The sequence below is a fragment of the Thermotoga sp. 38H-to genome, assembly GCF_011057665.1.
Lineage (GTDB): Bacteria > Thermotogota > Thermotogae > Thermotogales > Thermotogaceae > Thermotoga.
On the sequence record NZ_LNFZ01000002.1, the window covers coordinates 130,083 to 144,802 of the forward strand.

The following is a 14,720-nucleotide window of genomic DNA, read 5'->3' on the forward strand; positions in this document are numbered from 1 at the left end:
AAATCATCGAGATGTTTACTTTGAAAGACGTTCGAGCGTTTCTTCTATTTCTTCGTAGGGTGGTTCCTTTCCTGGATCTTCGGAAACCCAGGAGTAAACTATTGTTCCACTTCCATCTACCACGTAAACAGCCCTCTTCGCAACGGTGTAGCCGGGAATGTTCAAAAAGTTCTCGTGGACACCACCGTACTGTGAAGCCACTTTCCCACCAAAGTCGGAGAGCAGTTCGAACGTGATGTGGTTTTTCTCAGCGAAGGCCTTGTTCGCGAACGGACTGTCCACGCTGATTCCAAGAACCACCGCGTTGAGTCTGTTAAACTTGGAGAGAGAATCTCTGAACGTGCAGAGTTCTTTCTCACAAACGCTCGTGAACGCTCCTGGATAGAAAGCAAGCACGACGTTCTTTCCAGAAAAATCGGAGAGTTTCACCATTTTCAGATTGGTGTTTACCAGCTCAAAATTGATCGCCTTATCACCTGACTTCAACATGAAAACCACCTCCAGTTAGGTTGAACTCACCCAATAGAATTCTACCACGAAAGGGGATCATCTATGAAATACGAAAAAATAGCCTTCTTCAGGTTTTTCGGTAGATTGAACGATTTTTTCAGAGATGGTGAAAGAATAAAAGTTCATCGCTTTACGGGTTTTCAGACGGTGAAGGACAGAATAGAAGCCCTTGGAGTTCCGCATGTGGAAGTGAGCCTCATCACGCTGAACGGAAAACCGGTCGGCTTCGATCATATGGTGGAAGATGGGGAACTCTTCTTTGTATATCCGGAGTTCCAGAACATAGAAATCCCTGAAGACTGGCTCGTCACCCCCAGATACAGAGGTGAACCCCGCTTCGTGCTCGATATACACCTCGGAAAACTGGCACGACTTCTCAGAATGCTGGGTTTTGAATCGATTTTTGGTGAAGAAAGTGACGAAAAACTCTGCGAGATGGCGGTGAAGAAGAAAGCCATTCTTCTGTCCAGAGACACGGGTCTTCTGAAAAGAAAAGAGATCGTTTTCGGTTACTACGTGAGAAACACGGATCCGAAGAGACAACTGGTGGAGGTGGTGGAAAGGTACGATCTGAAGAAGTGGATGAAACCCTTCACCCGATGCATCGAATGTGGTGTGGAACTCGAAGAAGTGCAAAAAGAGGCTGTGAAAAACAGAGTCCCTCCGAAAGTCTATGAACTCTTCAACGAGTTCGCTCGCTGTCCGGTGTGTGGAAGAATCTATTGGAAAGGGTCACACTACGATCACATGGTGGAGTTCATGAAATCAAACATAAATATGGTATAATTTCAACATACAATTTTTCTGTAAGGGGTGATTAACATGAAAAGACTTCTCTTACTTTTTCTGGTGACTGTTTCCCTGCTTCTCATGATGGGAACCAGCTGTGAATCGAGGGTTCAGGTGCCGGTACCTCTTCCCAAAGTAGACGTTGAAATGCCGAAAGTGGACCTCGGTTTCAAAGTAGTGGAACCAACGGGAACGGAGGACTTCTTTGAAGATTTTGAAGCCTACGGTCAAGGTCAGGTTGCCCCGTTTGGCCCCTGGAAAGTGCTTGGAAAGGCTCCGCATGCTGAGGAAGGAGTCCAGGCAGATAAAACCATAGGCAAGGTTCTCAAAGTGATCATAGACCGTGGAGTTTTCACTCCGGGAGAGTGGACAAACTTTATCCTCGAGTGTAATCTGAAGAGAGAAGGATCTGCAGCGGGAAGAGTGTACTTCAGACTGTCCGAAGATGGAAAGAAAGGCTTCTACGTGGCTTTCTCAGAGTACGGTATATCTCTTCATAAGTTCGCAGGAAGTATAGACATGAAGATAGCGGAAAACAGTAGTTTCAAACTGAGTGACGACTGGTTGTATTTGAAGGTTCTTGCGGAAGGAGAAAAGATAGAAGTCTTTTTGAATGGAAAGAGAGCGATCAGCATCACCGATTCTGATGTCTTCTCAGGAGGAATAGGTCTCGCTACCACCTTCCAGACAGTATTCTTTGACAACGTGAGAGTAGAAACGATCGAATAAAGAAGAAGGGGCTTCCGCCCCTTCATTTCTGTTCCTGATCTGCCTGCTCTTCCACGAAAGTCGGCTTTCTCTTCACCTTTCTTATCACGTAGAACTCCAACTCATCTCCTTCCTGTATATCGTCGAATCCCGCGAACTTTATTCCACACTCCTGCGGTGCTTCAACTACGTTGACATCCTCTTTGTAGTGTTTCAAACTCTCTATTTTTCCTTCGAAAACGAGCTGACCATTTCTGTAGATCCTCACAAAACCGTTCCTGTCGGCTTTACCGTCGAGCATTTGAACTCCCGCCACTTTTCCTACTTTGGATATCTTGAAGATCTTTCTTATCTCGCCATGACCGATGACCTCTTCTACTTCTTCTGGCTCCAGCATACCCTCGAGTGCGAGCTTCAAATCCTCAACGAGTTTGTATATGATGGAGTAAGTTCTGACATCGACTCCTTCCTGCTCCGCAAGTCTTCGCGCCTGGTTGTTCACCTTCACCCTGAAACCGAGGATGACTCCATCCACGGCAGCGGCGAGCATCACGTCGCTTGTGCTGATTTCACCCACCCCAGCGTGAACTATGTTCAATTCAATCTCTTTAGACTGGAGCTTGTTTATCGCATTTTTCAAAGCGGCCACAGAACCGTACGTATCCGCTTTCAGAATGAGATTGAGCACCTTCTTTTCCTTCTCCTGCATCATCTTCATGAGATCCTCGAGGTTTATGTGCTTCCTCGATTGTTTCTGGGCTTCGAGCTTTTGGAATCTCTTTTCCACGATCTCTTTGGCCTTTTCTGCGCTTTCAACCACGTAGACGTTGGAGTGTACGTCGGGAACATCTTCGAAGCCGAGAATCATAACGGGCTGAGATGGGTAGGCTTCTTTGATTGGTCTCATGTTGTCGTCGAAGAGATTTCTGACCTTTCCGTACGTGTTCGAGGCAACAACCGCGTCTCCAACCTTGAGAACACCATCTTTCACGATCACACTCGCAATGGGTCCCATTTTCTTGTCCAATTTAGACTCTATGATCACAGCCCTCGCAGGACCTTCGGGGTAGCACTTTATCTCGTTCATCTCCGCGACGAGAAGAATCATCTCCAGCAGTTCATCGACTCCCTGACCGGTTCTTGCCGATATAGGTACCACTATCGTGTCTCCACCCCATTCTTCAGGAATGAGCCCCAGCTTTTCTACGAGCTCTTGCTTAGTCTTTTCTACGTTGGCATTTGGCTTGTCGATCTTGTTTATCGCCACGATGATCGGCACGTTGGCAGCCTTAGCGTGGTTGTAGGCCTCTATCGTTTGTGGCATCACTCCATCATCTGCTGCCACGACGAGAACCACTATATCCGTCGCCTGAGCTCCCCTTGCACGCATCTCAGTGAAGAGTTCGTGCCCGGGTGTGTCTATGAAAGTGATCTTTTTTCCGTTGACTTCCACCTGATATGCTCCTATGGACTGCGTTATTCCTCCTTCTTCCCTCTCGGCGACTCTCGTGGATCTGATCCTGTCGAGTAGTGTAGTTTTTCCGTGATCGACGTGTCCCATGACCGTTACGACGGGAGGCCTCGGAACGAGTTTGTCCTTCTCCTTTTCGTAAAGCTCCTGGTATCTCTTTTCTAGAAGCTCAAACTCGTCAATTTCTTCCGCTGGAATTTGCTGTTCTTCCTCTATCTCTATCTCGATCTTGTACTCTTTGAGGATCTGCTCTACTTCCTCAAGCTTTAGGATCTGGCCGGGTCTCAACGCGATTCCTCTCTTGATGAACATGTCTTGGATGATCTTGTTTTGTGGAACACCTATTTTCTCGGCTATGATGTCGAGTTTGAGTTCGTCTGGTTTCAGAGTGATCTTTTTCCGCTTTTTCTTTTCGACGATCTCTTTTTCTATCTCCTCTTCTCCCTTTTCTTTCTTCGGCTTGGAAGGCTGCTTGACCTTCCGGTTATCTTCTTCCAGAAGATCTATGATGATATTCGCCATTTCTTCATCCACATAGCTCATATGGCTTTTCACGTTCACGCCAAGCTCTTCCAGCTCCTGAAGAAGTTCTTTCGGTGACATGTTCAGTTTTCTGGCTAACTCGTAAACTCTCAGTTTGGCCATTTCTATCACCTCGCCCTGTCTATTTTACCATCTCCAAAATGGCATCTATCAGATTGTCCTCTTCAAGACCTATCACCGAAACAGCAGGCTTGTCGAGTAACCTCCCCAGTTCCTCTTTGCTGAACATGATAACATAAGGGACTTTTTTGTTCTCGCACCTCATGATCGTGTCTTCTTTCGTCCTTTCACTGGCATCTTCCGCTACGATTATGAGTTTTTTCGCCCTTGATGACCTTATGTAAGCCCTTATTCGTTCCTTACCGAAGACGATCTTTCTGGCTCTCACGGCGAAACCTATGTAGCTGTAAACTTTTTTTCTGACCTGGTCCTCCATCCTATCACCTCATACGTGAGATCAGATACAGAATGAGGGAAACCACAAGACTGATGATCAGACTGGTCATCAGCGGGAAATAAAAGACGAAATTCTTCCTTCTTATCACTATGTCACCGGGAAGCTTTCCCAGGAACGGGATCTTTTCAAACAAAATCAGAAGGATTCCAAAGGTCACAAGAATCAATCCCATGAGGATCAGAAATTTTCCGATCCCCTGGAACACCGTTCATTCCCCCTTCCTGAAATAATCGAAAGGTACCTTGATCATTTCCCCTTCCTGATCCGAGAAAAGAGTCACCGTTCTGAGAAACACGTTCACGTTCACGACCTTGTAACGCTTCCCTTCGTAGGTGATCGTGCTCCCTTCGTCTGGTATTCCTTCCAGCTCCTTTTCGTAGAAATCGTACTCGTAAGTGAGACAGCACAGAAGTCTTCTGCATGGTCCGGATATCTTCGCGGGGTTGATCATCATCTGCTGCTTTTTTGCGTGTTTCAATGTAACACTGGAGAAATCTCTGAGAAACGTGGAACAGCAGGTCGGAAGTCCGCACAGTCCAAGACCACCGAAGAATTTCATCTCATCTCTCACACCAACCTGTCTCAGCTCTATCCTCGTCTTGAAGATCTTTGCGAGGTCTCTCACGAGCTCTCTGAAATCAACCCTTCCCTCTGCGCTGAAGAAAAAGATGAGTCTCGTCCTATCGAAGGTGTACTTAGCATAGAGGAGCTTCATAGGAAGACCGTGTTCTTTTATTTTCTGCCTGCATATCTGGAAAGCGTTCCATGCATCTTCTACATTCTTTCTGTGTTGTTCCAGATCTTCGTCCATCAACTTTCTGATCACGGCCTTGAGTTCGTACCCTACTTCGTCTATGACCACCTCTCTGGGAGGTATCAGAACCCTCCCCACTTCAAGACCGAAGTCTCCCAAAACCAGAACGAGGTCTCCTCTCTCGTATTCATCACCGTTGGGTACGGAGTAGTAAACTATCTTACCCTTTGGTATTATTTCCACTCCCACTGCCTGTGCCTTCAGCTCCAAGCGTTGACACCTCTCTTTCTCTCCCTGTTTATCGCTAGGATATTCATCAGAGTGAGTTTGTTGTTCAGATTCGCGATTTTCACCCTGAGAATTGAATCGAGGAAAGACACGCTTTTTTGATCTTCGACGCTTTCCCAAGTGTTTTCGTGGAGGATGATTCTTGTCAGTCTCTGGATCAAAAGAAACGCGTCTTTTCCAGTTACCGTGTTTGTTACTTGGTCAAAAAGCACAAAAAATTCTTTTGAATCAACCTTTGAAAATCTCTCCAGAAGCTCTCTGCACGCGAGATAACCTTCGAGTCCTTTTGAAAGGACTTTCTTTAAGAGCTTTTCCGTCTCCAAAATTTTGAGACTTTCCATCAACCCAGAAAGTTTTTCCGCGCCGAGTTTGTAGGCTTCGAGAGCAGTTCCAAAGTCTCTTTCAAGAAGTGGAAGTTCCTCCCAGAGATCGCCTATTTTCTCTTTCACAAGATCTCTGAACTCCTTTGGAACGTTCACAACCACCCTGAACACCCTGCTCTTTATCGTCGGCAGTAGATAATGCCAGTGACGGGTGTTCAGAACTATCACAGCGTATTCTGGTGGTTCTTCAAGGGTTTTCAGAAACGCGTTCGCCGCCTGCTGGGTCATCCTCTCACAGTCGTGGACTATCACGTACTTCCTCGTGTAGAGCTCGGGACTGTAGTTCAGAAAATCCTTTATCATTCTGATTTCGTCTATACCTATGTTCTCCCCCTCTGGATCTATCTCCAGAACATCCGAGGCCTTCGGGGGAAACTTCTCCACGTACTCAGGAAGTTCAAGGGATATTTCCCTCGGATACGAAAGATCCTCTCCGTTTATGAGAACGGATATTCCTTCAGACTTTTCTATGATCCTTTTCAAAGTTTCCAGTTGGTCCTCGGCGTACTTTCTGATCAAATCATTCATGCTCTCACCTCGCCGTCATTCAATTATAACAACCAATGATAAAATCAAAACTGAGGTGAAAGAATGATTCTAAAATTTTTGAACGAAACACTTCCCTGGGTCAGAAAACCGAGTAGGTACATAGGAAGAGAAATCAACAGCGTAGTGAAAGATCCAGAGGAGGTCTCCCTCCGGGTAGCCCTCGTTTTCCCTGACACTTACGAGGTGGGCACCTCAAATCATGGCCTTGAGATACTGTATCACATTCTGAACGAACAACCAGATGTGTGGGCGGAACGGAGTTATCTTCCCTGGATCGACATGATAGAGCGCATGAAAGAAAAGGACATCCCCCTTTACACCATGGAGTCCTACACACCACTCTACCAGATGGATGCCGTTGGAATCTCTCTGGAGTACGAACTCTCGTACACCAACGTTGTAGAAGTTTTGAAACTCTCCAGAATATCCCTCTTCTTCTGGGAGAGAAAGAAGAAAGATCCCATAGTTCTCGGTGGAGGCCCGTGCTCTTCGAATCCCGAGCCGATCTACGGATTTTTCGACGCGATTCTCATCGGTGACGGTGAGGAAGCGATCCTCGAAATTGCCCGGGTGTTGAAAGAAACGAAGGGAGAAGAAAGAGAAACGATCTGGAAAGAACTCTCCAAAATCGAGGGAGTTTACGTTCCAGCGCTCTACGAGCAGAAGGGAAGAAAGATCGTTCCAGTTTCACCGGAATATCCACGGACCATAAAGAGAAGAATCGTGAAGGATTTGAACTCCCAGCCTGTTCCGGTGAAGAAGATCGTACCGAACGTCGAATCAGTCCACGACAGAGCTGTCATAGAGGTCGCAAGAGGATGTACAAGGGGATGCAGATTCTGTCACGCGAGCGTTTATTACAGGCCCGTGAGAGAAAGATCCCTCGAGAACATCCTCGAAAACGTCGAAAAAATGCTGAAGAACACCGGATATGAAGAGGTATCCCTCCTTTCTCTCTCGACGATGGATCACACTCAAATAGAAGAGATAGTCTCCGAGCTTTTGAAAAGATACTCAGAAAAGAAGATCGCCGTCTCCATACCATCCACGAGGATGGATAGGTTCGGGGTTGAGATTGCCGGGAGAATTGCCTCCGTGAGAAAAACAGGCCTCACCTTCGCACCAGAAGCGGCTACTCAGCGACTGAGAAACATCGTCAACAAGAACATAAACGAGGAAGATATTTTCACAACACTCGAGGCTGCAAAAAAAGCCGGCTGGAGACGTGTGAAACTCTATTTCATGATGGGACTTCCCGGAGAGACGAACGAAGATCTTGAAGAGATGGTCAAACTCTTAGAGAGAGTGAAGAGACTCGGTTTCAAAGAAGTTTCCGCTTCCGTCTCCGTGTTCGTTCCAAAGCCGCACACACCCTTTCAGTTTGCAAGACAGATTTCCCCTGAGGAGGCGTACGAAAAGATCAAAACACTGAAAAGAGCAAAAAGATCCGCTAGAATCTCCTATCACGATCCAAGAATGAGTCTTCTTGAAGGAGTTTTCTCAAGGGGTGACAGAAAACTTCTGGATCTCATAGTGAAGGCACACGAACTGGGAGCACTCTTCGACGAGTGGAGTGAGATGTTCAGATTCGATCTGTGGGAAAAAGCCTTCGATGAAACGGGAATAGATCCCAATGACTATCTCCGAGAGATCGATCCTTCTGAAGACTTTCCATGGGACCACATAGATATGGGAGTGACAAAGGAGTTTCTGAAAGAAGAGTACAGAAAAGCGCTCAAAGGAGAGACCACGGACGACTGTAGATGGAACAGGTGCTACCTGTGTGGTGTGTGCTTTAGATTCGGAGTTAAAAACGTTCTCTTTGGAGGTGAGAGAGGATGATTCTGTTTGGAACGGGTGGAATTCGAGGTGTGATGAGAAGGGGAGAATTCGATGAAGAAACGGTGAAAAGAGCCTCTCTGAGCACCGCCCTCTGGCTGAAAGAGAAAGGTCAGAAAAGCGTGGTGATCGCTTACGACACGAGAAAGAACTCCAAGGAGTTCGCAGAGCTCGCTGGCAGAGTTTTCGCCGGTGAAGGTATAGAAGCCTACGTTTTTCCTGAACCTACCCCGACACCGGTTCTTTCCTTCGCTGTAAGATACATGAAAACGGGTGGAGGTGTGGTCATCACCGCGAGCCACAATCCCCCGGAATACAACGGCTACAAGGTCTACACCTGGGATGGTGTACAAGCGATACCCGAATACACCAATGAGATCACCGAGATATACAAAAAAGTCGATCTTTCCCATGTGAAAGAGGGAGAAATCAAGTTTGTACCCCCTGAAGTGAAAGAGAGCTACATAAAAGCTGTACTCGAAATCGTCTCAAATCTCCCGATGAAGACCGATCTCGATATCGCCTACTCTCCGCTTCACGGAACAGGAGCAAACTACGTGCCTGAGGTCCTGAAAAGACTCGGATTCAAAGTCAGACTCGTAGAAGAACAGATGAAACCTGATCCAAACTTCTCAACCGTTCCCACACCGAATCCCGAGGAAGACGAAGCACTCGTTCTCCTGAATAAAAAAGGAGCTACTCTGGGACTCGCCACAGACCCGGACTGCGATAGAGTGGGAGTGGTCTTCAAAGGGCGAAGACTCACAGGAAACCAGGTAGGTGTCCTTCTCACAGACTTTCTCCTGGATCATGTGAAAGTGGAAAATCCCCTCGTGATAAAGACGATCGTTACAACGGACATGGTGAGACCGATCTGCGAAGAGAAAGGTGCCTTCCTGGAAGAAACGCCGACTGGATTCAAGTTCATAGGACACCTGATAGAGGAACACACCAAAAAAGGTGACAGGAACTTCGTCTTCGGTTTCGAAGAAAGCTGTGGGTACCTTGCGGGAAACCACGCGAGGGACAAAGACGGTGTGGTGGGCAGTGTGCTCTCCGCTGTTGCCTTCAGCAACTACGATCCTTACGAGAAGCTCGAAGAACTCTACCAGAAGTACGGGTACTACATGGAAAAGCTCATCAATTTCAAATTTGAAGATGTTGACAGAGCGGTTGAAATATACAGATCCCTGAAGAACTACGATGGTATCATAGATTATTCAAAGGGTTACGGAAACGTTATTCCGAACGAGACCATAGCCTTCGTCTTTGAAAAATCAAGGATCTTCGTGAGACCTTCGGGAACAGAACCGAAACTCAAGGTTTACATCCACGTGAGAGGAGACACGAGAGAAGAAGCGGAGGAATTGATGAAAGAAAGCGAAAGCAAGATAAAGGAGATCCTGAAGCTGTGAGCTGGTACCCCGGTCATATAGAGAAAGCGAAACGGCAAATAAAGGATCTTCTGAGGCTTGTAAACACAGTGGTGGAGGTCCGCGACGCGCGGGCCCCCTTTGCCACATCAGCGTACGGTGTGGACTTCTCTAGAAAAGAAACGATCATCCTTCTGAACAAAGTGGACATAGCGGACGAGAAAACAACGAAGAAGTGGGTGGAGTTCTTCAAAAAGCAGGGAAAAAGAGTGATCACCACTCACAAAGGTGAACCAAGGAAGGTCCTCCTGAAAAAGCTCTCCTTCGACAGGCTTGCCCGCGTTCTGATCGTTGGTGTTCCAAACACGGGAAAATCAACGATCATAAACAAGCTGAAGGGAAAAAGAGCGAGCTCCGTTGGAGCACAGCCCGGCATCACAAAGGGCATTCAGTGGTTCTCCCTGGAGAACGGTGTGAAGATTCTGGACACACCCGGTATTCTCTACAAGAACATCTTCAGTGAGGACCTCGCAGCGAAGCTCCTTCTTGTGGGAAGCCTACCGGTAGAGAGAATAGAAGACCAGAGAATCTTCGAAAGAGCTTTTGAGATATTCGCTCGAAGCATTGGAATAGAATCATCGTTCAGCGAATTCTTCGAAGACTTCGCGAGAAAAAGAGGACTCCTCAAAAAAGGAGGAGTCCCCGATATAGAAAGAGCCTTGATGCTTTTTTTCACAGAAGTGGCTCAGGGAAAAGCAGGGCGCGTTTCCTTCGAACGCCCTGAAGATATTACTCCTGTACAACAAGAGCAAACTCGAGGGGTTTGAGGACTACCTTCTCTTCATCACTCCACTTTCCGTTCCAGACCCTTCCGCCGGTGATCTCTTTTGGCTCTTTTCCAACATTCGCGGCGATGACGATCTTTTGGCCGTTTTTTTCGTAAGAGTACATGACGAGATCTTTCGTTGTGAGATTTTCAAACTTTCCGTTGAGGACAAAATCGAGGAACTGCTGGCGCACCTTTATCAGTTTTTTGATGAAGTTCAAGACTCCCCTGTCCGGGCTGTCCCAGTGAAGAACGTAGTGGTCGAAAAACGCGAGTTTCCCGAAAAACTCGTCGGTTGGGGAGAGGACTTTTCTCAGGTTTGGATCCGTGTCCAGCCCCAGGTTCATGGGCTGTTTTTCTCCAATCTCCTGCCCCGTGTTCACATAGGGAATAGAGTTCGGCAGAAAGTAAGTCACAAACGGTGCCAGTTTTTTCATCTTAGAAGCGTACTTTCTTGTGGCAATGCGCGGTGTGTCGGGAGTTTCAACGGAGGCGAGGAAGGGAAGAACAAGCTCTTCAGCGATATCAGGAAGTTTTCCTATTTCCTCTACTCTTCCCGCAAAGTACCAGCTACTTCCCAGGATCACATCGTATCCCGCTTCCTTCGATGCTTTGTCTTTTTCCATGTCCAGCTCCTCTGCGATCATCACAAATGCGGGATCGTACTCCTTCACGTTCTTTATTATGAGGTCAAGAAGTTCTTTGGGAAGCGCGTGCCCCATATCGAGTCTTGCACCGTCTATTCCGTATTTTTTCTGGTAATGTGGTATCACGCCCGCGAGGTACTCCCAGAGCTCTCTGTTCGGCTCTTTTCCAGGAAATTTGCTCGCCTTTATTACGTCGTAGAGAACGTAGGGAGGCTGGTTGGGATCGAGAAATCTCTTCGAAGCCTCCGGGTGATCCAGGTACAACCTCAAGAACGTGACATCGTCCCACGTGGGCTGTGGATCGTTGATCAAATCGGAAAATCCTGGAGGAGTGATTATTCCAAATTCTTTCACAATCAACTCCAGAATGTTCCCCTCTTCTCTTTTTATCTTCTCCCACTTTTGAGGGTCGATCAAATTCGGAGGAAGTGTGAACTTTTTGAGATGTCTTTTCACATTTTCTTTGTTGTATATGATCTCGAGTTCGTCCTCGTCTGGTACCTTGAACGGAAGTTCCTCGGCCCTTGGAGGAGTGTAATCCGCGAGTTCCTCCACTTTTATCCAGTAGAACCAGTCCGGATGTTCTCTTATGAGATCAGAGTCTCTGGCGGCCGTTCTCGGAATGAAATCGAGAATCACCCTGATTCCAAGGATGTGACACGCTTCCACAAAGGCTTTGAATTCTTCATCCACCTTGAAAGGTTCGAGGAGAGGATCGTGGTACCTCTCATCGAGTTCCATTGGATTCTTCACGGAGTACGGTGAAGGAGCGTCTCCCTTCTTGAAGAGATCGCTCATTCTACTCACAGGAAGCAAATAGATAGCGTCCGCACCGAGACTTTTGACGAACGGAAGAAGCAGCATCATCTTGAAGAACGTTCCCGCCTCTCTGAAATCAAGAACGTCGTTCTCTTCGTAGTATCCAGAACCCTTGTGATTGTACGCCGCGGTGGTCCTGGGGAGGGATCCATAAACAACGGAACGCTTAATCCAGTCCGGTGTTTTCTCACCCTTCAGAAATGAAAGAGGTTGGGAATAATCCCACTCTCTGGACTGATTCAAAATCCAGTCGGTGATCTCGGCTCCGAGTTCGTAAGGATCGACGAAGCACCTGCCGGATTTTTCGTCGAACTTTTTGAAGAAACCCGGTATCCACAGCTTTGGAACCGCGTAGATTCTCTTTCCTGTGGCTTTTTCTTTGCAGTATCGGTTTATCTCTCTCAAAAGCACGATCATCCCTCCTGATTTAATTGATTTCATCATCTATTTTAACAAAACGCAACAAAACACGCAAGACAGAACTTGATTCTGAGAGTAGTGTAATAGTATAATATTACAGCGAGGTGATAGATCTTGTGGTTCAGGATCGATTTTCACTCCTCAAAACCCATCTACGAGCAGATAAAGGAAAGGATAAAACTCCTGATCCTGTCGGGAAAACTGAAAGAAGGTGAGTTTGTGCCCTCCATAAGATCTCTCGCAGAAGACCTCGGTGTAAATCTGAACACCGTCGCCCGCGCCTACAGGGAACTCGTCCAAGAAGGAGTCTTAGAAGTGAGAAGGGGAGAGGGCTACGTCGTCTCAAAAGTAAACGTGGAAAAGATCCGAACACAGCTTGAAACAGAACTCAGGAAGAAGATCGAAGACTGCAAAAAAGCGGGTATCCCACTGGAGAGGATTCTGAAAATAGCAGAAGAAATCTACAGAGGTGATGAATGATGATCCTCAGGGTGAAAGATCTCAAAAAGTTCTACGGAGAAAAAGCGGCTGTGGATGGCATCAGTTTCGAAGTGGAAAAAGGAGAGATCTTTGCCATACTCGGTCCAAACGGTGCCGGTAAAACAACCACTCTGAAGTGCATCACAGGTTTGAGAAAGAAAGACTCTGGAGAGATCGAACTGAACGGCACGTTCACCTATCTGCCGGAGGAGAAGAAGCTCTATCCGTACCTCAGAGTGAAAGAGATCATCGATCTCTTCAAGAAGATAGGGAAGAACTTCAACGAGAAAAACTGTCTCGAACTTCTCGAAAGGTTCAGAATAGACCTGAACGAGAAAGTGACCAATCTCTCGCACGGCATGAGAACGATCCTTTACCTTTCACTCGTTCTTTCTGAGAACGTGGATCTCTACATACTGGACGAACCCACCTGGGGACTCGATCCCATCGTGCGAAACGAGATACTCGATCGTATAAGATCCCTCACCTTCGAAGGCAAATCCGTTCTCTACACCAGCCATGTGCTCGCAGAAGTGGAAAAAATCGCAGACAGAGTTGCCATCATGAAGGAAGGAAAGATCATCTTGACAGGAAACCTCGACGATATAAAGTCCTCTTACGGTCTTGTGGTTTCCAGAGAGAATCTGAACGGCTATCTTTTGAAAACTCTCAAAAGTGGAGAAAAAGTTTACCTTGTGAAAAAGGAAGAAGCCCCTGAAGGTGTGAAGATCGAAGATGCAGCTTTTGAAGATATATTCGAAGCGATTGTAAGGGGTGAGATAAATGATCGTTAAGGAGTTAAAAGACATGAAGGTGAGATTTCTTGTGATGTTCTTCCTCCTTCTTGGAACGTTCGTGCTCCTGGTAGTGATGAAAGATTACACGCCGGCCCTCACCGAAATGCTGAAGAACGTTCCTGAAGGATTTCTTGAAAAATTCGGTGTCACTGAAGATTTCATAAATAAGCTTTCGGAGTGGAACTTTTACATCATTACACAGTGGTACGGAAAGAACCTGGGGCAGTTTGTACCGATACTTGCGATCATAATAGCTTTCCCCATATTTGCGAGAGAAATAGAGAACGAAACGATCGAACTTTTGCTCGTGAGGATGTCCAGAGAGAAGCTCTTCAACGTGAAGTTCTTCGCACCTCTTGTTTTCACTTTTGCAGCGCTTGCTGTGCTCGCACTCGTTCCAATACCTGTGAGCTGGATCATTGGAGAAAAGCTCGATACAGGACTGGTGTTCAAGTACCTTCTTGTGGAAATGATAACAACCTACCTGTGGTTTTCCATCACGGTATTCTTCTCTGTGATCTCTTCAGATCAGGTGAAGCCTCTCATCGCTTCGATCGCTCTTCTTGCTGGGACAACCGTTTTGGGTGGGTTCGTGAGAGTACTCTCTGCTCTGAACACCTACTCCTACGTTCTGAAAGGTGAATTCACTCTCTGGCCGTCGCTGATCTACACCTTAAGCGGAGTGGTTTTCACTTATCTTTCCCGGAGGAGTTTCAAAACAAGAGACTTCTGAGGAGGTGTGAAGAATGATAATCACCACCACGGAACAGGTACCGGGATACAGGGTGAAGGAGATCCTCGGTGTGGTCTGCGGAAACGTGGTGATGTCGAAGCACCTGGGAAGAGACATAGCCGCTGCTCTCAAAACCCTCGCGGGTGGTGAGATCAAAGGTTACACGGAGATGCTCACGGAGGCGAGAAACATAGCACTGGAGAGAATGATAAAAGAGGCTGAAAAACTCGGGGCTGACGCGGTGATATGTTTCAGATTTTCTTCATCCACGATCATGAGCGGAGCTGCGGAGATTCTCGCCTACGGAACCGCGGTGAAACTGGAGAAAATCTAA

16 protein-coding genes are annotated in these 14,720 nt (G+C 46.9%); 9 read left to right on the forward strand and 7 right to left on the reverse strand.

The genetic code is table 11. The features are described from left to right. Window positions 1–15: 15 nt before the first annotated feature. A complete protein-coding gene (locus AS158_RS04685) occupies window positions 16–489 on the reverse strand; it encodes a peroxiredoxin (protein ID WP_038054166.1) in 474 nt (157 codons plus the stop codon). Window positions 490–552: 63 nt separating this feature from the next. On the opposite strand from AS158_RS04685, the gene AS158_RS04690 reads away from it, so the two are divergent. After that, the gene (locus AS158_RS04690) at window positions 553–1,296 is read left to right on the forward strand and encodes a Mut7-C RNAse domain-containing protein (RefSeq protein ID WP_038054169.1); all 744 of its coding nucleotides are present in this window, start codon (window positions 553–555) and stop codon (window positions 1,294–1,296) included. Window positions 1,297–1,332: 36 nt separating this feature from the next. Then, the gene (locus tag AS158_RS04695) at window positions 1,333–2,028 is read left to right on the forward strand and encodes a family 16 glycoside hydrolase (protein WP_038054171.1); all 696 of its coding nucleotides are present in this window, start codon (window positions 1,333–1,335) and stop codon (window positions 2,026–2,028) included. A 22-nt stretch (window positions 2,029–2,050) separates the two neighbouring features. On the opposite strand, the gene infB is transcribed toward AS158_RS04695, so the two are convergent. The 5 genes from infB to AS158_RS04720 are packed head-to-tail and all read right to left on the reverse strand — an operon-like array spanning window position 2,051 to window position 6,431. Continuing rightward, entirely contained in the window at window positions 2,051–4,123 is a 2,073-nt protein-coding gene (infB, locus tag AS158_RS04700) for a translation initiation factor IF-2 (RefSeq protein WP_038054173.1), read from the reverse strand. Between the two features lie 19 nt (window positions 4,124–4,142). Continuing rightward, complete coding sequence (locus tag AS158_RS04705; RefSeq protein ID WP_038054175.1) at window positions 4,143–4,457, reverse strand: L7Ae/L30e/S12e/Gadd45 family ribosomal protein; 315 nt, start codon at window positions 4,455–4,457, stop codon at window positions 4,143–4,145. Between the two features lie 4 nt (window positions 4,458–4,461). Further along, a complete protein-coding gene (locus AS158_RS04710) occupies window positions 4,462–4,683 on the reverse strand; it encodes a DUF2905 domain-containing protein (RefSeq protein WP_038054179.1) in 222 nt (73 codons plus the stop codon). A 3-nt stretch (window positions 4,684–4,686) separates the two neighbouring features. Next, window positions 4,687–5,502 carry a stage 0 sporulation family protein gene (locus AS158_RS04715; RefSeq protein ID WP_038054182.1) on the reverse strand — a complete coding sequence of 272 codons (816 nt, stop codon included), beginning with the start codon at window positions 5,500–5,502 and terminating at the stop codon, window positions 4,687–4,689. Then, window positions 5,493–6,431, reverse strand: coding sequence for a DNA polymerase III subunit delta' (locus AS158_RS04720; RefSeq protein WP_038054185.1), 939 nt, complete (start codon window positions 6,429–6,431; stop codon window positions 5,493–5,495). Before AS158_RS04720 ends, AS158_RS04715 begins: the two co-directional genes overlap by 10 nt. A 63-nt stretch (window positions 6,432–6,494) precedes the next feature. Between AS158_RS04720 and AS158_RS04725 the strand changes: the two genes are divergently transcribed. From AS158_RS04725 to ylqF, 3 genes are read left to right on the forward strand one after another with little or no spacing between them, the layout of a single operon-like run. Further along, entirely contained in the window at window positions 6,495–8,294 is a 1,800-nt protein-coding gene (locus tag AS158_RS04725) for a TIGR03960 family B12-binding radical SAM protein (protein WP_165304598.1), read from the forward strand. After that, window positions 8,291–9,706: a phospho-sugar mutase gene (locus AS158_RS04730; protein WP_165304599.1), complete on the forward strand. Its 1,416-nt coding sequence runs from the start codon at window positions 8,291–8,293 to the stop codon at window positions 9,704–9,706. The genes AS158_RS04725 and AS158_RS04730 overlap by 4 nt, the downstream gene beginning before the upstream one ends. Further along, window positions 9,703–10,491, forward strand: coding sequence for a ribosome biogenesis GTPase YlqF (gene ylqF, locus AS158_RS04735; protein WP_004080928.1), 789 nt, complete (start codon window positions 9,703–9,705; stop codon window positions 10,489–10,491). Before AS158_RS04730 ends, ylqF begins: the two co-directional genes overlap by 4 nt. Here the strand turns inward: ylqF and AS158_RS04740 are convergent. Next, the gene (locus AS158_RS04740; RefSeq protein ID WP_165304747.1) at window positions 10,454–12,367 is read right to left on the reverse strand and encodes a DUF1923 family maltosyltransferase; all 1,914 of its coding nucleotides are present in this window, start codon (window positions 12,365–12,367) and stop codon (window positions 10,454–10,456) included. The genes ylqF and AS158_RS04740 overlap by 38 nt on opposite strands. A 123-nt stretch (window positions 12,368–12,490) precedes the next feature. Here AS158_RS04740 and AS158_RS04745 point away from each other — a divergent pair, with 123 nt between their 5' ends. From AS158_RS04745 to AS158_RS04760, 4 genes are read left to right on the forward strand one after another with little or no spacing between them, the layout of a single operon-like run. Continuing rightward, window positions 12,491–12,856: a GntR family transcriptional regulator gene (locus AS158_RS04745; RefSeq protein ID WP_004080932.1), complete on the forward strand. Its 366-nt coding sequence runs from the start codon at window positions 12,491–12,493 to the stop codon at window positions 12,854–12,856. Then, a complete protein-coding gene (locus AS158_RS04750) occupies window positions 12,856–13,650 on the forward strand; it encodes an ABC transporter ATP-binding protein (protein WP_024103714.1) in 795 nt (264 codons plus the stop codon). Before AS158_RS04745 ends, AS158_RS04750 begins: the two co-directional genes overlap by 1 nt. Next, entirely contained in the window at window positions 13,640–14,386 is a 747-nt protein-coding gene (locus AS158_RS04755) for an ABC transporter permease subunit (RefSeq protein WP_165304600.1), read from the forward strand. Before AS158_RS04750 ends, AS158_RS04755 begins: the two co-directional genes overlap by 11 nt. Window positions 14,387–14,399: 13 nt before the next feature. After that, window positions 14,400–14,720, forward strand: coding sequence for a YbjQ family protein (locus tag AS158_RS04760; RefSeq protein ID WP_038054205.1), 321 nt, complete (start codon window positions 14,400–14,402; stop codon window positions 14,718–14,720).